The organism is Pseudoalteromonas sp. EB27 (assembly GCF_001974875.1).
GTDB lineage: Bacteria > Pseudomonadota > Gammaproteobacteria > Enterobacterales > Alteromonadaceae > Pseudoalteromonas.
The window spans coordinates 126,309-148,278 of the sequence record NZ_MTQD01000008.1; the positions used below are offsets into that span (position 1 = coordinate 126,309).

At 38.4% G+C, this 21,970-nt stretch carries 14 protein-coding genes and 9 tRNA genes; 18 read left to right on the plus strand and 5 right to left on the minus strand.

Going from position 1 to position 21,970, the window contains the following annotated elements:
* Nucleotides 1–84: 84 nt before the first annotated feature.
* From BW142_RS10710 to BW142_RS10720, 3 genes are all read right to left on the minus strand, one after another.
* Nucleotides 85–160, minus strand: a tRNA-Val gene (locus tag BW142_RS10710).
* Between the two features lie 49 nt (nucleotides 161–209).
* Nucleotides 210–285, minus strand: a tRNA-Val gene (locus tag BW142_RS10715).
* Nucleotides 286–438: 153 nt separating this feature from the next.
* A tRNA-Val gene (locus BW142_RS10720) sits at nucleotides 439–514 on the minus strand.
* 1,261 nt (nucleotides 515–1,775) lie between these two features.
* On the opposite strand from BW142_RS10720, the gene BW142_RS10725 reads away from it, so the two are divergent.
* The 7 genes from BW142_RS10725 to BW142_RS10755 all read left to right on the plus strand — a co-directional run bounded on the left by BW142_RS10725 (nucleotide 1,776) and on the right by BW142_RS10755 (nucleotide 5,939).
* Nucleotides 1,776–1,851 (plus strand) — tRNA-Ala (locus BW142_RS10725).
* Between the two features lie 37 nt (nucleotides 1,852–1,888).
* Nucleotides 1,889–1,964 (plus strand) — tRNA-Glu (locus BW142_RS10730).
* A 144-nt stretch (nucleotides 1,965–2,108) separates the two neighbouring features.
* Nucleotides 2,109–2,184: transfer RNA gene (locus tag BW142_RS10735), tRNA-Glu, on the plus strand.
* Nucleotides 2,185–2,277: 93 nt separating this feature from the next.
* A tRNA-Glu gene (locus tag BW142_RS10740) sits at nucleotides 2,278–2,353 on the plus strand.
* Nucleotides 2,354–2,446: 93 nt separating this feature from the next.
* A tRNA-Glu gene (locus BW142_RS10745) sits at nucleotides 2,447–2,522 on the plus strand.
* Nucleotides 2,523–2,612: 90 nt separating this feature from the next.
* A tRNA-Glu gene (locus tag BW142_RS10750) sits at nucleotides 2,613–2,688 on the plus strand.
* A 383-nt stretch (nucleotides 2,689–3,071) separates the two neighbouring features.
* Nucleotides 3,072–5,939, plus strand: coding sequence for a pitrilysin family protein (locus tag BW142_RS10755; protein WP_076924848.1), 2,868 nt, complete (start codon nucleotides 3,072–3,074; stop codon nucleotides 5,937–5,939).
* Nucleotides 5,940–5,960: 21 nt separating this feature from the next.
* On the opposite strand, the gene BW142_RS20730 is transcribed toward BW142_RS10755, so the two are convergent.
* Nucleotides 5,961–6,104 (minus strand): hypothetical protein, encoded by a 144-nt coding sequence (locus tag BW142_RS20730; protein ID WP_171972327.1) that lies wholly within the window; start codon nucleotides 6,102–6,104, stop codon nucleotides 5,961–5,963.
* 85 nt (nucleotides 6,105–6,189) lie between these two features.
* Here BW142_RS20730 and BW142_RS10760 point away from each other — a divergent pair, with 85 nt between their 5' ends.
* Nucleotides 6,190–6,456, plus strand: a complete 267-nt coding sequence (locus BW142_RS10760; protein ID WP_002962957.1) for a DksA/TraR family C4-type zinc finger protein — start codon at nucleotides 6,190–6,192, stop codon at nucleotides 6,454–6,456.
* A gap of 136 nt (nucleotides 6,457–6,592) precedes the next feature.
* Here the strand turns inward: BW142_RS10760 and gloA are convergent, their stop codons facing one another.
* Nucleotides 6,593–6,994 carry a lactoylglutathione lyase gene (gene gloA, locus BW142_RS10765; RefSeq protein ID WP_024598720.1) on the minus strand — a complete coding sequence of 134 codons (402 nt, stop codon included), beginning with the start codon at nucleotides 6,992–6,994 and terminating at the stop codon, nucleotides 6,593–6,595.
* Between the two features lie 648 nt (nucleotides 6,995–7,642).
* Between gloA and BW142_RS10770 the strand changes: the two genes are divergently transcribed.
* The 10 genes from BW142_RS10770 (at nucleotide 7,643) to BW142_RS10815 (ending at nucleotide 21,912) form a co-directional block, all read left to right on the plus strand.
* Entirely contained in the window at nucleotides 7,643–8,521 is an 879-nt protein-coding gene (locus tag BW142_RS10770; RefSeq protein ID WP_002962960.1) for an NAD(P)-dependent oxidoreductase, read from the plus strand.
* 141 nt (nucleotides 8,522–8,662) lie between these two features.
* Nucleotides 8,663–10,921, plus strand: a complete 2,259-nt coding sequence (locus tag BW142_RS10775) for a chondroitinase-B domain-containing protein (RefSeq protein WP_024598718.1) — start codon at nucleotides 8,663–8,665, stop codon at nucleotides 10,919–10,921.
* Between the two features lie 5 nt (nucleotides 10,922–10,926).
* A complete protein-coding gene (locus tag BW142_RS10780) occupies nucleotides 10,927–13,143 on the plus strand; it encodes a heparinase II/III family protein (RefSeq protein ID WP_076924849.1) in 2,217 nt (738 codons plus the stop codon).
* A 5-nt stretch (nucleotides 13,144–13,148) separates the two neighbouring features.
* Entirely contained in the window at nucleotides 13,149–13,493 is a 345-nt protein-coding gene (locus BW142_RS10785; RefSeq protein ID WP_024609426.1) for a cupin domain-containing protein, read from the plus strand.
* A 2-nt stretch (nucleotides 13,494–13,495) separates the two neighbouring features.
* Nucleotides 13,496–14,803, plus strand: a complete 1,308-nt coding sequence (locus BW142_RS10790) for an MFS transporter (protein ID WP_007585328.1) — start codon at nucleotides 13,496–13,498, stop codon at nucleotides 14,801–14,803.
* A gap of 74 nt (nucleotides 14,804–14,877) precedes the next feature.
* The gene (locus BW142_RS10795; protein WP_024598716.1) at nucleotides 14,878–15,810 is read left to right on the plus strand and encodes a sugar kinase; all 933 of its coding nucleotides are present in this window, start codon (nucleotides 14,878–14,880) and stop codon (nucleotides 15,808–15,810) included.
* A gap of 230 nt (nucleotides 15,811–16,040) precedes the next feature.
* On the plus strand, nucleotides 16,041–16,658 hold the full coding sequence (eda, locus tag BW142_RS10800; protein ID WP_076924850.1) for a bifunctional 4-hydroxy-2-oxoglutarate aldolase/2-dehydro-3-deoxy-phosphogluconate aldolase: 618 nt from the start codon (nucleotides 16,041–16,043) through the stop codon (nucleotides 16,656–16,658).
* A gap of 14 nt (nucleotides 16,659–16,672) precedes the next feature.
* A complete protein-coding gene (gene fbaA, locus BW142_RS10805) occupies nucleotides 16,673–17,755 on the plus strand; it encodes a class II fructose-bisphosphate aldolase (RefSeq protein WP_024598714.1) in 1,083 nt (360 codons plus the stop codon).
* A complete protein-coding gene (locus tag BW142_RS10810) occupies nucleotides 17,752–18,714 on the plus strand; it encodes a class 1 fructose-bisphosphatase (protein WP_076924851.1) in 963 nt (320 codons plus the stop codon). The genes fbaA and BW142_RS10810 overlap by 4 nt, the downstream gene beginning before the upstream one ends.
* Nucleotides 18,715–19,176: 462 nt before the next feature.
* Nucleotides 19,177–21,912, plus strand: coding sequence for a poly(beta-D-mannuronate) lyase (locus tag BW142_RS10815; protein WP_076924852.1), 2,736 nt, complete (start codon nucleotides 19,177–19,179; stop codon nucleotides 21,910–21,912).
* The last annotated feature ends 58 nt before the right edge of the window (nucleotides 21,913–21,970 follow it).

Below are 21,970 nucleotides of genomic sequence, written 5' to 3' on the forward strand. Positions count from 1 at the left end.
TTGTAAATAGCGGTAATGCTCTCTTTTTTCTAACTGAGCTAATCACCCATTTAGATTTATGTAATATACACCATTTTAAAAAAATGGTGGGTCGTACTGGACTTGAACCAGTGACCCTCGCCTTGTAAGGGCGATGCTCTCCCAACTGAGCTAACGACCCATATTACAATTTTAAAACGCAACTATTAAATAATAATAGGTTTTATATGTGGTGGGTGATACTGGACTTGAACCAGTGACCCTCGCCTTGTAAGGGCGATGCTCTCCCAACTGAGCTAATCACCCACATATAAACTAAAACGCTACTATTAAAATAAATAGTACTGGACTTTAACCAGTGAACTTCGCCGTTGCTTGTAAGTAGCGGTGATGCTCTCTTTTTTCTAACTGAGCTAACGACCCATATAGAAATTAGATGTGAACACTTTAATTAAAAAGTGGTGGGTGATACTGGACTTGAACCAGTGACCCTCGCCTTGTAAGGGCGATGCTCTCCCAACTGAGCTAATCACCCACATCTAAACAACATCACATTGCTGCGTTGTTGTGGGGCGCTATTATAGATAGAGTTGGAAATGTGTCAACACTTGAATGATAAAAATGTACTGAGTGAAGCTTTTATAAACAATAGGATACTTTGGAAGTCTATTTTATCATCAAATTCAAGATGGCAGTTCAATTAAGCACCTAAAAGAGAGCAGGAATTATAACTCTATTAATCTTAAATTTAGTTTTACGATACTCATTGTTTTTTTATTGGAGTCGTTTTTATGATTATAATCCAGATGGATTAATATTAGGGCGAGTTATTTAGTGAATAGAGCTGGCCTTTAAAAATGAATTTAATTTAAACTTCCCCAAACGAATGATATTTACAGTACTCTAAACTTTATTTTTGTACTTGTTTTATTTTTTATAAGCCAACCTAGCCAATTCGAAAGACGCACTCCTCACTAACAGCCTTTCGGGTTAAGGCTAGGGCGTGTTGATCTTTCGAGGTTAAATTTGCAGCAGTATGTTAGGTGTTTAGACAAGGCAGAGCCTATTCGTGTGGTTATTCCCGATAAATAGGCGATAACGCAGAATAAAGACCAGACATGCGCTGCCCGAAGGGTTCTGCCCAGGGGGAATTACTCTTTGGTTGCTCGGTTTTTAGTTAGCCCACTAGGTTACAAACCTCGCGCCGCGATTAAATCGCCCCTAGATTGAACAAATTTCAATCCACAAAGGTCAACATGCCCTAAATTAAATCACACATAGCTAAAGTTTTGTACATAGAATTACGAAGCTACAATGTTCTTTAAAAAATGTTCTTCAAACAATAATCGACTTTTCTCAGTACGAGCTACGCTGGCTATTAAGCGAGTGAATGTTGTGGGTACTCTCAAACCCACATTTAAACTTTGGTTATTATAAGTAATTATAACTTTTAAAAGATTAAGGCTATTGGCGAGGCCTTAATTGGTAGTTTTTAGATAAATTCAATTTGCATATAAATGTATACCTTTGCTTTGATGTAGTTTTGTTGCATTAATTAGGGGGAGTAGGGTGTTGTTGAGTATTCGCTGCGATATAGTGATGTTATTATAAGCAGTAGGGCTAGAATATTATTCAAATTGTATTTTTTAGCACGCTTGATAGCCAGTTTGTTGAAAATTAAACCATTTAAATAAAGCTAGGTAAAAAACTGTTGACTTTATTTTGGGTGGTGCATAGAATGCGCCCCGCACTAAGCGATACACGATGTGTTTATCACGACGGGTATTGATTAAGTTGGGGCCATAGCTCAGCTGGGAGAGCGCTTCGCTGGCAGTGAAGAGGTCTGCGGTTCGATCCCGCATGGCTCCACCAAAAATTAGTGTTTTGTCCTAGGGTAGCAGTTTTCTGTGTCCCCATCGTCTAGAGGCCTAGGACACCGCCCTTTCACGGCGGTAACAGGGGTTCGAATCCCCTTGGGGACGCCACTTAGCTTTTATTAGTTAAGGCGGTTTTACCGAGAAAATAGCGTCACAATTAAAGCTCGAGTCTTTACTTGTATTAAACGCAATTACCTTAAAGCTCATGATGTGAGTTAAACTTATCAATTGTCCTAGTGACACATTTTATGTGTCCCCATCGTCTAGAGGCCTAGGACACCGCCCTTTCACGGCGGTAACAGGGGTTCGAATCCCCTTGGGGACGCCACTTACTTATTTTTAATAGGGAAGTGAAGTGTTATTAAGAAAGCTCGCCTGAAACGAGTCTAAAAATTCAGTTGTCCTAGTGACACATTTATGTGTCCCCATCGTCTAGAGGCCTAGGACACCGCCCTTTCACGGCGGTAACAGGGGTTCGAATCCCCTTGGGGACGCCACTTGCTTATTTTTAATAGGGAAGTGAAGTGTTATTAAGAAAGCTCGCCTGAAACGAGTCTAAAAATTCAGCTGTCCTAGTGACACATTTATGTGTCCCCATCGTCTAGAGGCCTAGGACACCGCCCTTTCACGGCGGTAACAGGGGTTCGAATCCCCTTGGGGACGCCACTTACTATTTTTATAGTGGGTGTAGTGTTATTAAGAAAGCTCGTCTGAAACGAGTCTAAAAATTCAGTTGTCCTAGTGACACATTTATGTGTCCCCATCGTCTAGAGGCCTAGGACACCGCCCTTTCACGGCGGTAACAGGGGTTCGAATCCCCTTGGGGACGCCACTTACTATTTTAAGTACTGTATAAAGCAGTGTGACACCGCACTCTCTATACACGACGTTATCAAGAGTACTAATCTTTTGGGGATGCCACTTACTTATTTTAAGTAATGTATAAAGCAGTGTGACATCGCACTCTCTATGCACGACGTTATCAAGAGTACTAATCTCTTAGGTATGTCATTTACTTATTTTTTAATAGGGAAGTGCAGTGTTATTAGAATAAAACTCAAAAATAAATATCCTCATTTTACGCCCAACTTTGTATTTTTATATCAATCTATTTACACTTCGTTACAAAACCAAACCGATAATCGCTCCATATTCCTTGTTGTACTTTTAATTAGTCTTTAAACTCATTGAGTTAATTTAAATATGGACTAAAAAATGAAACTCACAAAAATTGCACTCGCTGTTTTACTTGCATCAGGGTTAGCTGCATGTAATAGCTCAACTCAAGCTGTTGATAAAAATATTGTTAAAGAAACATCAATTCCTGGCGTTACACTTATTGAATCAGTGAAATCTAATGCAGGTGAAATCAACATACCGTATAAAAAATATAAACTAGATAACGGTTTAACAGTAATTGTGCATGAGGATCATTCAGACCCCTTAGTACACGTTGATGTAACATACCATGTTGGTTCTGCTCGCGAAGAGTTGGGTAAGTCAGGCTTCGCTCACTTTTTTGAGCATATGATGTTTCAAGGTTCAGAAAATGTTGCTGATGAGGAACATTTTAAAATAATATCTGAAGCAGGCGGTACTTTAAATGGTACTACTAACTCAGATAGAACAAATTATTTTGAAACAGTACCTGTAAATCAATTAGAAAAGATGTTGTGGCTAGAAGCTGATCGAATGGGCTTTTTACTCGATGCTGTAACCCAAGAAAAATTTGAAGTACAACGCGAAACAGTAAAAAATGAGCGCGGCCAACGCGTTGATAATCGCCCCTATGGTCGCTTAGGTGAGCGTGTTGCTCAAGCAATGTACCCTGATGGTCATCCATATTCATGGCCTGTAATTGGTTTTATGGACGATCTTAATCGCGTAAATGTAAATGATTTAAAAGCATTCTTTTTAAAGTGGTATGGTCCTAATAATGCAACGCTTACTATTGGTGGCGACATCAACGCTAATGAAATACTGCCTTTAGTTACTAAATACTTTGCGCCAATACCAAAAGGCCCTGAAATTCCTACAGTAGAAAAAACAGCTGTAACACTAGATGCTGATAGATATATTTCAATGGAAGATAAAGTTCATTTACCTTTATTAAGCATGAGCTTCCCAACGACTTACGCTCGCTCTGAAGATGAAGCACCACTGGATATACTTGCTGAAATATTAGGTGGTGGTAATAATTCACTACTATACAAAAACTTAGTTAAAACTCAACTTGCTGTTCAAGCAAGTGCAAATCACCCATGCCAAGAGTTAGCGTGTTCAATTAGTCTTTATGCTTTACCAAATCCTACAGCAGGGAAAACGTTAGCTGATATGGAAAAAATCATTCGTGATTCATTTGTTGAATTTGAAGAGCGAGGCGTTACACAAGATGATTTAGATAAAGTAAAAGCTAAAATAGAATCGGGTGCAATTTTTGGTCTGCAAAGCGTATCAGGTAAAGTCTCTCAACTAGCCGCGTCAGAAACATTTACTGGTAATCCAAACTCAGCTAAAGATGAGATTGCACGTTATAACAAAGTTACAAAAGCTGATGTTATGCGTGTTTTTAATCAATATATCAAAGATAAATCTGCCGTTATTATGAGTGTTGTGCCAGAAGGGCAGACACAGCTTATAGCTGCACCAGACAACTTTACTCCTAAAACGCATGATTTTGGAGGTCCATCTACAACTTCAGCTGATGATTTAGTGGCACGAAGAGCTGTTGATACATTTGATCGAAGTGTTCATCCAGAGGCCGGCGCAAATCCTGCTGTTGATGTTCCTACTCTTTGGCAAACTAAGACCGAAAACGGTATTAAAATATTAGGTACTCAAAGTACAGAAACACCAACTACCGCTATTTTCATTAAAGTTCCCGGTGGCCTGTACAGTGAGCAAGCTAGTAAAGTTGGTTTATCATCAATAACTGCATCGTTAATGAGCGAGTCAACGCAAAACTACACTACAGAGCAGATGAGTAACGCGCTTGAAAAGCTAGGTAGCCAGGTAAATATCTACTCAGATAAAACACATACAAATGTGTATGTTTCTAGCTTAACCAAAAATGTCGATGCAACGCTAAAGCTTGTCGAAGAAAAGTTATTTAAACCAGCATTTAATGCAGATGACTTTGAGCGTAATAAAAAGCAAATCATTCAAAATATTCAACATTCAATGAAGGATGCTGGGTATTTAGCATCTAATACATATAGTAAATTACTATATGGAAACAATATAGCCGCACTTCCAAGCACTGGAACGCTTAATAGTATAGAGGCTATTACACTTGCTGACGTTAAAGCTTTTTATAGCGCAAACTTTAAACCGCAGGGCGCTCAAGTCATTATTGTTTCTGATTTAAAAGAGTCAACAATTGAACCAAAAGTTAAAGCTACACTTACAAACTGGAAAGGTAAATCGAGCTCAGTAGCGGTTGATTTCAGTGAACCTAAAGTAGAAACTAATGTGATTTATTTGGTTGATAAACCTGATGCTCCTCAATCAGAAATTCGTATTGGTAAACGCGATATGGTTGAAGATATTACAGGTGAGTTTTTTAAAGCTAACTTGATGAACTTTGCACTGGGCGGCACGTTTAACAGCCGTATCAATTTAAATTTACGCGAAGATAAAGGCTACACTTACGGTGCTCGCTCTCGTTTTTGGGGTGATAAAACATCGGGTGGCTTTACTGCTTCTGCAGCGGTGAGAGCCGACTCTACTGCAGCGTCTATTACAGAGTTTACTAATGAGCTTAATAACTATGCTCAAAACGGTGTCACTGACGAAGAGCTTATGTTTATGCGTAAAGCTATCAATCAAAAAGATGCGCTTAAATACGAAACGCCTAATGCAAAACTTGGCTTTTTAGCACAAATATTAGAATTTGATTTAAAACCTAGCTTTGTAAAAGAAAGAAATGAGATTGTTAGCAATATTAGCAAAGAAGAAGTTAACGCCTTAGCTAAAAAACACTTAAATACTAAAGACATGATTTATTTAGTAGTGGGTGATGCTAAAACACTCCGCCCAGAGCTCGAAAAATTAGGTATGAAGGTTGTTGATTACAGCCTTTAATATTTAAATAAATAATTGGAATTATAAAGCAGCTTTTTTAGCTGCTTTTTTTTGCCTAATTGTAGAGTGTTGATCTTTTTTGAAAAAGAGTTCACAAAGAACAGCTACAGTATCTTTTCTCCAAGTATAAAATATAGTTTCGTAGCTTAAGCCTTCAAAGAACATCACATTCCTAGCTTTTTTATTCAGTACTTATAAAGATTCGATTTGGTAGCATAAACTTAAACATCCAACTTTATTAGGAGGATTTATGGCAAGTGGATGGGCACGAGACGGTGCAATTCAAGATCAAATTGATGCGAGTGTTAATGACGCCGTACAGTATGCAAGAAGCAATTTAATATCTGGCGCAAGTGCAGAGCTATGTGATGAGTGCGACGAGAAAATCCCACAAGCACGAAGGCTTGCGTTACCTGGAGTGCGTTATTGTGTTGCATGCCAAGCTGCAATAGAAGGTAATGGTGCTAGCGCAAAATCATTCAATAGACGTGGTAGTAAAGATAGTCAGTTGCGTTAAAAAGGTGCTAAAAAGCACCTTTTATTTAATACCAATCTACACAAGTATCTGAACAATTCATAAAATTTGTTACACCCTCAATTAGGCCCTACATGGCTAAGTAAATTGTTATCACTTGAATTTGTTAGAGAGTAATTTAAAAGTTACTCATATCTTCTTTTTTCTGAATTAGCTCTATTGAGTAACCATCAGGGTCTTTTACAAAAGCAATTTCAGTGGTACCGCCTTTTACAGGTCCTGGTTCACGGCTAACATTGCCACCGGCTGCCTTAATATCAGCACAGGCTTTGTAAATATCTTCAAATTCAATAGCTATATGTCCATAAGCATTACCCAGGTCGTAGCTATCTTCATCCCAGTTATATGTCAATTCGAGGACCGTCGTGTCCTTTTCATTTCCATACCCAATAAAAGCTAATGTATACCGATACTCGTCATTGTCGGCTCTGCGTAATTCTTTCATACCCAAGACTTCAGTATAAAAAGCAATTGATTTGTCTAAATTAGCTACACGCAGCATAGTATGTAATAAACGCATTATTCAGTTCCTTTAGTGATTTTTTCAAAGTTCAGTATATTTTCAACTAAGCACTATTATTAAGCACATTTTGTGGTTTTATGTGTATTAGCCATATATGTAGGCGTTACTTATAGATCACAACCTCAATGCGATGGAGATTTGGAAGCTGTTCATGTATGGCCTTTATGATTTACCAATAACATCAATTGTAAATTGCCAATTAATGAACCGTTTTATTGAATTTTGCATATTTAAATAAAGAACACTTAATTATTGGTCAACCTATTAGTATAAAAAAAGTTACTGATTGTTCAACAAAAGTTAACCTGGGTTTGATTGGGTTAGTTCTCCCTAACTAATTGTTTTTATTTTGTATTAATTTTTTTTGTATGTAATTTGTAAAAATGCGGGGTTTACTTGGTTAACTTATTGGTTGACAAAAAAGTCGTATGGTAATACAGTTTTTGCATACCAATTGGTAAGTTACTTGGTTTGAGTGAATACAATGTATTGGTAATTAATCAGAGTTACGTTTTGCACAGGTTAATTTATAAATAACTCAAGCTTAAAGTTACTCTACAAATTGAAACAAAAGACACAGCGTATTTATAGAGTAAATTTTACTTGTTCTTATAAAAGTATGCGCCACATATTTAGGAGTTATTCATGTCAAAACCAGTCATCGGTTTCATCGGCTTAGGCTTAATGGGCGGCAACATGGCCGAAAATTTACAAAACAAAGGCTATGAGCTAATTGTTATGGACCTTAGCAAAGATGCGGTTGCAGCATGTGTTGCTAGAGGCGCAAAAACAGCAAGCACTGCAAAAGAGCTAGCTGAAGGTTCAGATATTGTTATGTTTTGTCTTACAACGTCTGCCGTTGTAGAAAAAATTGTTTACGCAGAAGACGGTATCCTAGCGGGTATTAAAGAAGGTGCAGTATTAGTTGATTTTGGTACTTCTATCCCATCATCTACTAAAAAAATTGGTGCTGATTTAGCAGCAAAAGGCGCAGGCATGATTGATGCTCCTCTTGGTCGTACTCCAGCACATGCTAAAGACGGTCTTTTAAACATTATGGCTGCAGGCGATATTGATACATTCAATAAAGTTAAACCAGTACTAGAAGATCAAGGTGAAAATGTTTTCCATCTTGGCGAGCTAGGTGCTGGTCATACAACTAAGCTAATCAACAACTTCATGGGCATGACTACAGTATGTGCTATGTCACAAGCGTTTGCAGTTGCAGAACTTGCTGGTGTTGACCGTCAACAACTTTTCGACATCATGTCGACTGGTCCATCTAATTCACCGTTTATGCAATTTTGTAAAAACTATGCGGTTGATAATGTTAGCGACCTTGGTTTCTCAATTGCTAATGCAAACAAAGATTTAGGCTACTTCCTACAAATGGTAGAAGACCTAGGTACTGAATCAAAAATCGCTGAAGGTTCATCAGCTAACCTACAAGCAGCGTTTGACGCTGGTATGGGTCAAGGTAACGTTCCTGAAATTTTTGATTACTTCAAAAAGTTAGAAAAGTAAAAAACACGACAAATGGCGCTTAGCTTTATAGTTTAGCGCCAGCACACACACTTTCGATTGACGAGACTTAGCCTGCTTTGTGCAACACCACTTTTAAATATTCATAGAGCCTAATTCGAGTCACAATATAAAGAGTTAACTATGCGTTTAATTAATACTATAAAGCTAAGTTTAGTTCTGATTGGTTGTATATCTACGCAATTAGCAGCCAAAGATTATTTTGTAGATGATAAACAAGCCTTCCGTGATATTTCGTCTAACTTAGTTGCTGGCGACAAAGTAATCCTTAAAAACGGTACATGGTCTGACTTCGAAATCCTACTTGAAGGCCAAGGCACAAAAAACTCTCCTATTTTATTGACCGCTGAAACCAACGGTAAAGTAATTTTATCGGGTCAATCTAACCTAAGACTTGCAGGTAAATACCTTGAAGCTTCAGGTTTAGTATTCAAAGACGGCTATACACCGAGCTCAGCTGTAATAGAGTTTCGTAAAAATAAAAATGAATTAGCCTACAATTCACGAGTTACACAAACAGTAATCGATAATTACAGTAATCCAGACAAACGAGAGTCTGATTATTGGGTGGCACTATATGGACAACATAACCGCTTCGATCATAGCCATTTAGTCGGAAAACGAAATAAAGGCGTGACAGTTGCTGTGCGTTTAAATACTGAAGCAAGTCAGGAAAATTATCATCGTATAGATAACAACTACTTTGGTTACCGTCCTACTTTTGGTTCGAACGGTGGTGAAACCCTACGTATTGGCACCAGCCATTACTCATTAACTGATTCGCATACATTGGTAGAGAATAACTACTTTGAACGCACCAATGGTGAAGTAGAAATTGTTTCGGTTAAGTCAGGCAAAAACATCCTTCGTAATAATGTATTTTATGAAGCGCGCGGTACATTAACGCTGCGCCACGGTAACGGTAACCTTATAGAAGAAAATATTTTCATTGGTAATGGTGTTGATCACACAGGTGGTATACGCGTTATCAATAAAGACCAAATTGTAAGAAACAACTACCTACAAGGTCTAACAGGATACCGTTTTGGCAGTGGTTTTACTGTGATGAACGGCGTACCAAATTCATCTATTAATCGTTATCACCAGGTTGAAAATGCGACGATTGAAAACAACACATTTATAAATGTGCGTCATATTCAACTTGCAGCTGGTAGCGATGCTGAACGAAGTGCGGCGCCTAAAAACAGCACAATGAAAAACAACTTAATCATAAATCAAGATGGCGAACAGCCATTTACAACATTTGATGATGTAAGTGGGTTGGTACTAAGTAACAACATTGCTGATACAAAAGTGCTTTCTGAGTTAATGTACGGTGTAAAGAAAGAAAAAATCACACTTAAAAAAGCAAGTAATGGTCTACTTTACCCAACATCTAAAAGTTTAAATGTAGGTGCAAAGCGCGATTTGAAAGTGCTGAAAAAAGAAGATACCGGTGTTAGCTGGTATGCAAAAGTACCTGCCTTAGTTGATTTTGATTCTGGTAAAACACATTCTGTTAAAGCTGATGTAAGTGCATTACTAGACGCTATTGATAATGCAGAGTCAGGTGATGTATTAGAACTCGCACCTGGTCAGTATGATGTTTCTAAACTGGTTAAAATTGATAAAACGTTGACAATTAAAGCGAAGCAAAGCGGCAAGTCTAAACTTACTTTTCAACGCTCTACATTATTTGAAATACATGATGGCGGCAGCTTAAAACTAGATGGCTTATCAATTTCAGGTGAAAACGCGCCAGATGCAATAGGGAACAGCATTGTTCGTACGCAAAAATGGGGTATGGTTGATAATTATCGCTTTGTAATGACTAACTCTGAGTTGAATGCTTTAGATATTAATCATTCATTCCATTTCTTTATCACTGGTAAAGGTGCAATGGCTGATGAAATTATTCTTACAGGTAATACCTTTAATACAGTAACAGGTGACATTTTACGTCTAAATACTGAAATTGAAGACTTAGGTGTTTATAACGCGGAATACGTCATTGTAAATAATAATACATTTAACGATGTAGAAGGCGGCATAGTTAAGCTTTACCGTGGTGGTTCAGATGAAAGTACATTTGGTCCTCATTTTGAAATGACGAGTAACACGCTTAATAATATTGGCTTTGGTAAGCGTAATAAAGAGCAAGCGAGCATTTATGTTCACGGTGTTCAGGTTACTAATATCACAGATAATAAATTTGTTAAAACTGCTCCTATTGTTGTAGAGCACACAGTAGGCGAGCCTAAAACTGAAATCTCAAACAATACATTTGATGAAACTAAAGCACCAAGTGTTAAAGAACTAAGAGTTAAAGGCCCGCATACGGCAGTATTAAAAAATAACAACATTTTAAATAAGGCAGGGTAAATACTATGCACTTATTAAAATGCCAAACAGGTTTTAAAATAGCTGCTGTAGCTGCACTTACATTACTTACATCATTGGGTGCGCATGCAGCGCACCCAAACTTAGTAATTACTACTGATGATGTTAAGCAAATGCGCCAAGCAATTAGTAGCAACAGTAGCACAAAGTTTGCTAACGCGTTTGAATCACTAAAAGCACAAGTTGACGAGCAAATTGCACAGCCTATCACTGTGCCAGTTCCAAAAGACGGCGGTGGTGGTTATACACATGAGCGTCATAAGAAAAATTACCAACTTATGTACAATGCGGGCATTATTTATCAATTAAGCCAAGATGATAAATACGCAAATTATGTACGTGATATGTTGCTTGAGTATGCAAAATTATACCCAACGCTTGGTCTGCATCCAAAACGTAAAATGGATTCGCAAAATCCAGGTAAGTTTTTTTGGCAAAGCCTAAATGAAGCAATGTGGCTTGTGTACACAATACAAGCATATGATCTAATTCATGATTCTTTAAATGCCGATAACATTAAAAAAATTGAAAATGACTTACTACGTCCTGTTTCGTTGTTCACATCAGTAGGCCAACCCTCTACATTTAATAAAGTACATAACCATGGAACATGGGCAACAGCGGGTGTTGGCATGGCAGGGTATGTATTAGGTGAACCTGAGTGGGTAGAAAAATCATTATACGATTTAGAAAAGTCGGGTAAAGGTGGCTTTATTAAGCAGCTAGAGATGCTGTTTTCACCACAAGGTTACTATAACGAAGGTCCTTACTATCAACGCTTTGCACTATTACCCTTTGTAACGTTTGCTAAAGCGATTGAAAACAACGAACCGCAACGAAAAATCTTTGAATATCGCGATGGCATATTATTAAAAGCGATTGATACGACGATTCAACTTAGCTACAACGGTTTGTTCTTCCCAATTAACGATGCAATAAAAAGTAAAGGTATCGATACCATTGAGTTAGTAAATGGTGTAACTGCGGCATACGGTTTAACCAACGATGCCGGTTATTTAGATATTGCTAAGCAACAAGACCAAATAATCCTCTCTGGTGATGGACTAAAAGTAGCTCAAGCACTTGATAACAACATGGCAAAACCTTATTCGTTTAAATCAGTTGCTTTCGGCGATGGTAATAACGGTAAACAAGGTGCTCTAGTTGTAATGAGAACGCAGCTAGGTGGCGATCAAGCTCTACTATTTAAACCTGCTGCACAAGGTTTAGGTCATGGTCATTTTGATAAACTAACATGGCAGTTTTACGACCACGGTAATGAAATTGTATCTGATTATGGCGCAGCACGTTTTTTAAATGTAGAAGCTAAATACGGCGGTCGTTACTTACCAGAAAACGAAACTTACGCTAAACACACTGTTGCGCACAATACGGTAGTGGTTGACGAAACAACACATTTTAATGCAAATGTTGAAGTAGGTAATAATAACTACCCAACGCTTAACTTCTTTGAAACAAATGAATATGGCACGGTTTCAAGTGGCGAAATAAGCACAGCTTATAAAGGCGTTGATCTTGAACGCACGCTTGCACTTATTAACTTACCTGAACTACAAAGCACAGTTGCACTTGATATGTTTGATGTTGCAGCAAATAAAGCGCATCAGCTTGACTTGCCTTTGCATTATAAAGGTCAGCTTATCGATACCAGCTTTGAGCTAAAAGCGAATGCAACACAACTCGCTGCATTAGGTACTAAAAATGGTTACCAGCATCTATGGCTTAAAGCTCAAGCGCAACCTCAAAGTGGTTTAGCTAAAGTAACGTGGTTAAACGAGAATGGTCGCTTTTATACGCAAACGAGTTTGGTTAAAGGTGATGAGTCTTTCTTGTTTACCCAAATAGGTGCAAATGACCCTGATTTTAATTTACGTAACGAAAACGGTTTTATTCGTCGCGTTGAGGGTCAAAAGCATCATAAATTTATATCAGTATTAGAGCCTCACGGTGAATACAATCCAAGTAAAGAATATACCTTAGAAGCTGTTAGTAGAGTTACAAAGCTTGAATATAGTCAGCAGGGCGATTTAACACTTGTTGAACTTGATATTAAAGGCAAGTCATATTTAGTGGCTATTAATAAAGCACAAACATCAGCTAAAAACACATTCAATTATCAAAATAAAGAGTTCACTTTAAATGGCCGATTAGCCGTTTATATGATGAACAATAATCAGGAGTAAATAGGATGCAAAAGCAAAGCGCACACTTTTCATTTGGCAACGAGACTGAAATTGAAGATTTAGGAAATGGTCTAAAACGTCAAATGCTAGGTTATAACGAAGAGCTAATGGCTGTTAAAATTTGGTTTGAAAAAGGGGCTATTGGTTATAACCATGCTCACAGACATTCTCAAGTAACGTATGTTGTTGAAGGTGAATTTCACTTTAACATTGATGGCGTAACTAAAATCTTAAAACCGGGTGATAGCTGCTTAATCCCACCATTTGCTGATCATGGAGCTACCTGCCCAACAGGCGGAATCCTGATTGATACCTTTAGCCCAGCGCGTGAAGACTTTCTTGAGGATTAATTATGCAACTTAAAGGCTTACGTTGGTGGGTTATAGCGCTAATTGCGCTAGCTACCATTATTAACTATATCGACCGTCAAGCACTTAGCGTGCTTTGGCCTGATATTGTTGAAGATTTATTCCCTGATGAATCAGCATTAGAACGCAAACAAATATACGCTAATATTTCAATTGTGTTTGTATTTGCTTATGCATTTGGTCAGGCCATATTTGGTAAAATATTTGACTGGGTGGGAACCCGCTTCGGTTTTGTTTTATCGATAGGTGTTTGGTCTATTGCAACCGTTGCCCATGCATTTGCACAAGGTGTACTTAGCCTTAGTATTTTTCGCGCAATCTTAGGTGTAGCTGAAGCTGGTAACTGGCCGGGCGCAGCTAAAGGTAATGCTGAATGGTTTCCAACTAAAGAGCGTGCATTAGCACAGGGTATTTTTAACTCTGGCGCTGCTATCGGCGGTATTATTGCGATTCCTTTAATTGCATACTTAACTATCTACTTTAGCTGGCAAATGGTGTTTGTTTTTGTTGGTGTATTAGGTTTTCTTTGGTTAGTGCCTTGGTTAATTTTAGTTAAAGCGCCGCCTAGCTCTCACCCTTGGCTTACTGCCGAAGAACGTGAATATATCTTAACAGGTCAAAGACGTGTTGATGATAATGGCGATGTGACTGGCGAAGATGAAGAAGAATATAACCCGTCTACTGCTGAGTTACTCTCTCGCAAACAAAGCTGGGGTGTAATTATTGCCTCTGCTGCGATTGACCCTATTTGGTGGTTATTTGTTTTTTGGATACCTATTTACCTAAACGAAGTATACGGCATGGATGTTAAGTCTATTGGTATATACGGTTGGGTTCCTTATGTTGGCGCTATGTTTGGTGCATGGTTTGGTGGCTTACTGGCACAAAATCGACTTAAAGCCGGATGGAACACTGATAAAACACGTAAGTTAACTATTACGCTAGGCTGTTTAATTATGCTACCTGCGTTACTTGCAATGGCAAATCCAGGCGGACCAACTACAGCGGTACTAATTATGGCTGTTATTTTATTTGGTTTTCAAACTGCAATTGGTAATGTGCAAACACTACCAAGTGATTTGTTAGGCAAAAAAGCTGTAGGTACATTATCAGGTTTTTCTGGTATGGCGGCAAAACTTGGTGCTGTAGGCCTTACATCGCTTGTGCCTATTCTTACTGCTGATGGTAACTATACACCAGCATTTGTTATTGGTGCTTCTTTAGCCATTATAGCAATGGCAGCTGTTTGGATTTTAATTCCAAAAATAGAACCTCTTAAAAAGCCTCAATAATCTAGATAATAACTGCTATGCCAACATGTTTTGTATAAGTGCATAGCAGTTAACTACATAGGGTAACTTCCAAGATGAAAAATATTTACTTTATCGGTGAATGCATGGTCGAGCTTAGGGCTATGAGCGCGGCAACACTACACCAATCATTTGCAGGCGATGTTTATAATTCTGCAGTGTATTTAAAGCGTTGCTTCCCACAGGTTACTACTTCGGTTGTTACGGCTTTAGGTCAAGATAATTTAAGTAAAAAAATGCTAGAACGCTTTGAAAGTGAAGAAATAAATACACAGCTCGTATTTGCTCACGATACCAAAGTACCTGGCATGTATTACATAGAAACCGATGAGCATGGTGAGCGTAGCTTTATTTATTGGCGCAATGATTCTGCAGCTAAAAAGGTTGTTGATTTTTTAGATGCTGATGCACTTGAGCAGCTTAGCCAAGGTGATATGTTTTTCTTTTCAGGAATTTCATTAGCAATAATTGAAGAAAGTGCACGTGAGCAATTTTGGAAAGTTGTAAAGCAGCTCAAAGATGCTGGAGTTAAAATAGTTTTTGATCCTAACTACAGAGCGCGTTTGTGGAATAGTGTAGAGGAAACTAAAGAGCAATATCATTTAGCCTTTACGCTTGCAGATATTACCCTACCTGGCGTTGAAGATTTAACAACACTTTATGACGTACATAGCGTAGAAGCGGTTGTTGAATATTTAAAACCTTACCAAATAGAAGAAATTGTTGTTAAAAATGGCCCTGAATCGGTAGTGACAAAAGAGGGCGAGACCCTTCAAAGCCACACTATAATACCGGTAACAAATGTTGTAGATACTACATCAGCAGGCGATGCTTTTAACGGTGTTTATTTAGGTGCTCGTTTATCTGATAAATCAATTTCAAGTGCTGTACAACTTGCTGCAAAAGCAGCAGGTGCTGTTATACAACAGCCAGGCGCTATTGCTCCAAAAGATATATTTCAGCTAGCAATGGTTAAAGCTGGGATCTGATACCAATTTTATTAAAAACATGATCACCTTAGCGTATTAAATAACTCACTAACTACGTTAAAAATTATTTATATAGAACAACTATGTATCATAATTTTAGCCTTGTTATTGAGCTATTTTCTTGTCGCTATAATAGCTCATTAATTTAATGCAATTGGTATAACAAAATAATTAAACATTAAAGGCCGCCATACCTCGGCCGCATTACTTTTTTATAAAGGAACAACGTTATGACTCGCTTTTCTGAACTTATGTCAGGACAAACACTGCTACCTATAATTCAAGCTGATACGCCAGAGCAAGGTGTTCAAATAGCGAAAGCTATGGCTAACGCCGGCCTTACTTTAGTTGAAGTAGTGCTAAGAACAGAAGCTTCTTTAGAAGCATTAAAAGCTATTAAGGCACAAGTGCCTGAGCTAAAAGTAGGTGCGGGTACGGTAATAAATACTGAAATTTTAGAGCAAGCACTAGAAGCGGGTTCTGACTTTATTGTAACGCCAGCTGTGTCTCCTGTATTACTTGCCGCACTTGCTAAATGTAATGTACCGGTACTTCCTGGTGTATCAAACACAGGTGATATTTTAATGGCGCTTGAATATGGCTTTGAAGAGCAAAAATTATTCCCGGCATCGCTAGCCGGTGGAGCACCTTTTGTATCAGCTGTATCGTCAGTATTTAGAGCAGTCAGCTTTTGCCCTACAGGCGGTGTTAGCGAAAGTAACAAAATGGACTATCTTTCTTTAAATAATGTATTCGCCGTTGGCGGTACTTGGATAGCGAAGAAAGAATGGGTTGAGCAAGAAAACTGGCAAGCAATTACCGATTCTTGTATCCAGGCTTTAAAATAGAAAGGATTGCATAAATGAATTATTTAGCCCCAACAATACTGCCAGGCGTAATCGTTGGCGATGAAGTAAGTGCTGTGTATGAGCATGCGCGTACTAATCAATATGCTTTGCCAGCGGTAAATGTTGTTAGTACAACATCTATAAATGCGACGCTAGAAGCTGCTAAAAAGAAAAACTCGCCCGTTATTATTCAGCTTTCTAATGGTGGAGCTCAATTTTTTTGTGGTAAAAGCTTATCTTTACCAGAGCAACAATCAGCAGTGCTTGGGGCGGTAAGTGCTGCAAGATATGTACATTCAGTGGCAGCACATTATGAAGTGGCAGTAATGCTTCATACTGATCATGCAGCTAAAAAGCTACTACCTTGGATTGATGGTTTGCTTGATGAAGGTGAAAGACACTTTGAACTGACGGGCAAACCACTGTTTAGCTCGCATATGATTGATCTTTCCGAAGAGTCTTTAGAAGAAAATATTGAAATTTGTGAACGTTATTTAACGCGTATGGCAAAAATAGGTATGACTCTAGAAATTGAACTTGGTTGCACGGGCGGCGAAGAAGACGGTGTTGATAACTCACACTTAGATAGCTCTTCTTTATATACTCAGCCTGAAGATGTTGCATTTGCTTACGAACGTTTGAGCCGTATTAGCCCTAACTTTATAATTGCAGCGTCTTTTGGCAATGTTCACGGTGTATATAAGCCGGGTAACGTTGTTCTTACACCCACTATTTTAAAAGATTCACAAGCTTACGTATCAGAGAAATTTAATCTACCAAGCAACTCAATTAATTTTGTGTTTCATGGTGGTAGTGGCTCTGAGTACAATAAAATTGCAGAGTCTTTAACCTATGGCGTAGTTAAGATGAATATTGATACCGATACGCAGTGGGCGTGTTGGACAGGTATTTTAGATTACTACAAAGATAACCAAGCATACCTACAAGAGCAAATTGGTAACCCTGATGGGGAAGATAAGCCAAACAAAAAATATTACGACCCTCGCGTATGGCTGCGTCATTCAGAGCAAAGTATGGTTGCAAGACTAGAGCAATGCTTTGACGATCTAAATTGTGTAAATAGGTATAGCGCATGAAAAGATTAAATACAGTATTGAAAGAAGACGGTGTAGATACCGATCTTATTTTACTTATTCGCACAATTTTAGCGACTAGTAAAGAAATTGCTTTTCGAGTAAGTCAGGGTGAATTAGCCGGTGTTTTAGGCTCAACCCTTAACGAAAATGTTCAGGGTGAAGTTCAAAAAAAGTTGGATGTAATCGCAAACCAACTACTTAAAGACATACTACTTGACGATAGCAGCGTACGCTCAGTTGCATCAGAAGAAGAAGATCATGCAGTAGGTGGTCATCCTGAAGGTAAGTTTATTGTTGCCTTTGACCCATTAGATGGCTCTTCTAATATTGATGTTAATGGTCAAATAGGCACTATATTTACTATTTACTTAGCCCGTGATGATGTTGCCTTCAACAGCGACGAGCAATTTAGTCAGCCAGGTGTGAATCAAGTATGTGCAGGCTATGTGTTATACGGCCCTTCATCATTACTTGTAATGAGTACTGGCGGTCCTACGCGTTGTTATACGTTAGACTCAACACATGGCGGTTACTTACTGACAAACAAGCAGTTAAGTGTGCCAGAACAAAGTCGCGAATTTGCCGTAAATATGGCTAACTACCGTTACTGGGACGAACCAACTCAAGTGTATTTTGATAAATTGCTATACACCTGTGAAAGCTTTGAAAAAAGCTCAATGCGCTGGAATGCAGCGATGGTAGGCGACGTTCATCGTATTTTATGCCGAGGTGGCTTATTTTTGTACCCACAAGATAAACGCAGTGGTAACGATAACGGAAAAATAAGACTGCTTTATGAAGCAAACCCACTAGCACTTTTAGTTGAAAACGCAGGTGGTAAAGCAACCTCTAGAGGAACGCGTATTTTAGATATTGCGCCAACGAGCTTGCATCAGCGCGTGCCTGTTGCTTTGGGCTCAAATGAGCCTGTAGAGTTTTATAATAACGCTATTTTATAAAACAGTACTTAATAAAAAAGGGGCAAAAAAATAGCCCCTTTTTTACTCTTATTTTTCATTCTCTCTGTAAATAATCCTTTCTATACAAACTCACTTCATTTCTTAATTTTCTTATAGTCTTCAAATAAGAATACTTTATATATATTAGATAAATCTGATTTACTTAACCTCATGTAAAAACAATTTTTTTGCTCTAAAGTTATGTTTTTTCGCAGTAATTATACATGATTGAATTCAATTTTTTACTAGGGAAACAGTGTGCGGTTAACTTTATGTTTATTTATTGTTATTTAATTGGGTGGATGTAGTGGAAAAAGTTATTTTATTATGGTTATATTACCAAGTTGGTTAACAATTTATTTGCAATTTAAATGAATTTGGTAATAAACGCATGATTTATTTGGTAACACACACAATAGATAACCAAATATTAAAACCATAAATTTGGAGAATAGAGCCACCATGAAATTAAAACATTTTGCGCTATGCGCTATTGCAGCTGCAATAGTTGGTTGTGACACAAACTCAAACAACAATGACAACAACTTGGGCTCTATTGCTCTTAGTGGAACTGTTACAAGCGGACAAACATTAACAGCTGAAGTTAGTGACCCTGATGGTATCTCAGGTGACGTGACTTACTATTGGTATGCAGATGGTGAGGCAATTACAGGTGCAAATAGCGCTTCGTTTACACTGAGTGACGATCAGATAGGGTTACCAATTACAGTTCAAGGGCTTTATACCGATGATGGCGGTATCAATGAATCGCATATTACAGATCCAACCGCAGATGTTGCCGCAATCGCATTCCCTGCAAGTTTAACTATTACGGGCGACGCTCTAGTTGGTTCGCAACTAACAGCCAATGTAGCTGACGAAAACGGTTTTGATGGCGATACAGTAACTTATAAATGGTTTGCTGATGACGTAGAGATTGCAGATGAAGCACTTTCAACGCTCACGTTAACAGACGCACAGTTTGGTACAGTTATTACAGTTAGTGCATCTTTTGAAGATAGCCGCGGGTTTGCTGAATCTGTTACATCTACTGGAACACAAGTTGTAGCACGAACAAATTCAGAAGGCCAAGTTACAATTAGTGGCACGCCAACTGTTGGCAATACATTAACAGCAGAAATTGCAGATACCGATGGAGCAACCGGAGATATAACTTATCAGTGGCTTACTGATGCACAAGAGATAGTTGGCGAGACAGAAAGTACCTTTACAGTTGATGCATCACTGTTAGGTCAAAAGATAAGTGTTCAAGTTGCTTATACAGATGATAATGGATTTATCGAGGATAATACGTCTGAGGAAACAATTGCTGTTTCTGCTGTTGCGGTTGACGAAGCCGGTAGCGTAGCCATTATGGGTGTAGCGCCTTATTTAACAAATGGCGAGTTAACCGCTGAGATAACTGATAACAACGGCGTTGAAGAGGCTAACGTTACTTATACTTGGTCTGCTGATGGCGTTGAAATAGCAGGGAGCAATAGTAAAACATTTACGCCTTCTGATTACGCTGGCTCAATAATGTCAGTAAAAGCCACGTATACAGATAATGATGGCTTTGCGAGTGAGGTTACAAACTCACTTGATACATTGGTTTACACTCAATTAGTTAGTAACCCTGAAGCACTTCTTGGTGCTATAAGTGGCGGTTTAGCTGACGGTGATGTTATTGGCTTAAACACCGGTGTTTATGCTGATATGGATGCAATTTTATTAACCAGTGCAGTAACGCTTCGCGCTGTAGAAGGTCAAACTCCTGTACTTAGCGGTGAAGTATGTATACATGTAGCTGCTGGAGTAGATGGCGCTGGATTAACAGGGCTTACCTTTAAGAATATAGATACTAAAGCGGGGGCATTTTGTGAAGCCGAAGAAGATGCTGTTATTTACTCAGAAGGCGATAACTTTACTTTTTCGCAAAACACAATAGATGGCGATGAAGCAACGCTAAACAACTCTACTTATCATTGGTTAATGCTAAAAGGTAAAGGCGCTTTAATCGAACGTAATACATTTTCTAATCGTAATTTTGCTGAAAATGGCTCCGTGATTAAAATGGCATCTGCAAGCTCGGATCACGTTATCGAATATAACTTGTTTAGTGGCACTAGTAGCAATCCAAACTTTGATAATTCTAGCTTACATTTAATTAATGTTGGCAGTACTACAGGCTCGGACGCAGCAGAGAACACTAATTTTACTATTCAATACAACCGAGTAGAAAACTTTGTAACGGGTCGTCGTTTAATGCGAGTGCAAACATCGGGTGCAACCATCAAAGGCAATACAATTGTAAATCCTAATGGTGGTATTTCACTAGAAGATGGTGGCTTCAACAGTGTTACAGATAACGTTATTATCCGAACTACCGATATTGCAAGCTCTGATGACCGCCCAGCGGGTATATTAATTACACCACTTGGTCACACCGTAAGTAACAACTACGTTGCAGGTATTCGTTCGGGTAATAAAGAAGCGGGCGGTATTGTATTTACAGCTAACCCATTTTCTCAAGCTGACGGCGGTGTGCCAAACTCGGGTAACCAAGCTGTGCTTGATAGTGCTGGTGACTTTACACTAAATGTAACAAATAATACGGTTTTGAACTCACAGCAGCCTATCGTATTTAGTACTGAAATAGGTTCGCGTGCTCCCGTTAGTGACTGTGATGATCTAACAGCCGCTGATGCACCAGTGCTTTATGGTTTAACTAAAAACGCATTTAAAATAACCTTTAATGGTAATTTAATCGCTAATGGTCTAGGTGATCAAACAGACGAAGACACAATAAATAGCAGTGCTACAACTCAAGGCTTATTTTACCCAAATACACTTGAAAGTGACCATGCTTTTGAATATGACTGTGACTTAATTAATCATGATAGTTCGGTGCTAAGTAACAACTTTGGTTATATGGATAGTCGAGTATCAGGCGATGCAAGCGGTGACTGGGTTGAAATTAGAAAACTAAACGGTAATGGGGCATTCGATACTGATGGTGCAATTGACCAAGACCCAGCAACGAATGGTAAAGAAGTGCTTGAGTACGTTACAGCAACAAGTACGTTATTAGAAACTGACCCTGCAGGCCTTCAGGCAGAGGCGGGTGCTAAAGGGCTTCATTATATTCAATCATCTGAAGTAGGTGTTGGATCTACATGGGAAATACAAAACGATTAAATAACCAATTAATCAGTTAACTTTTAAAAGCCCCAAATTTGGGGCTTTTTTATTGTTT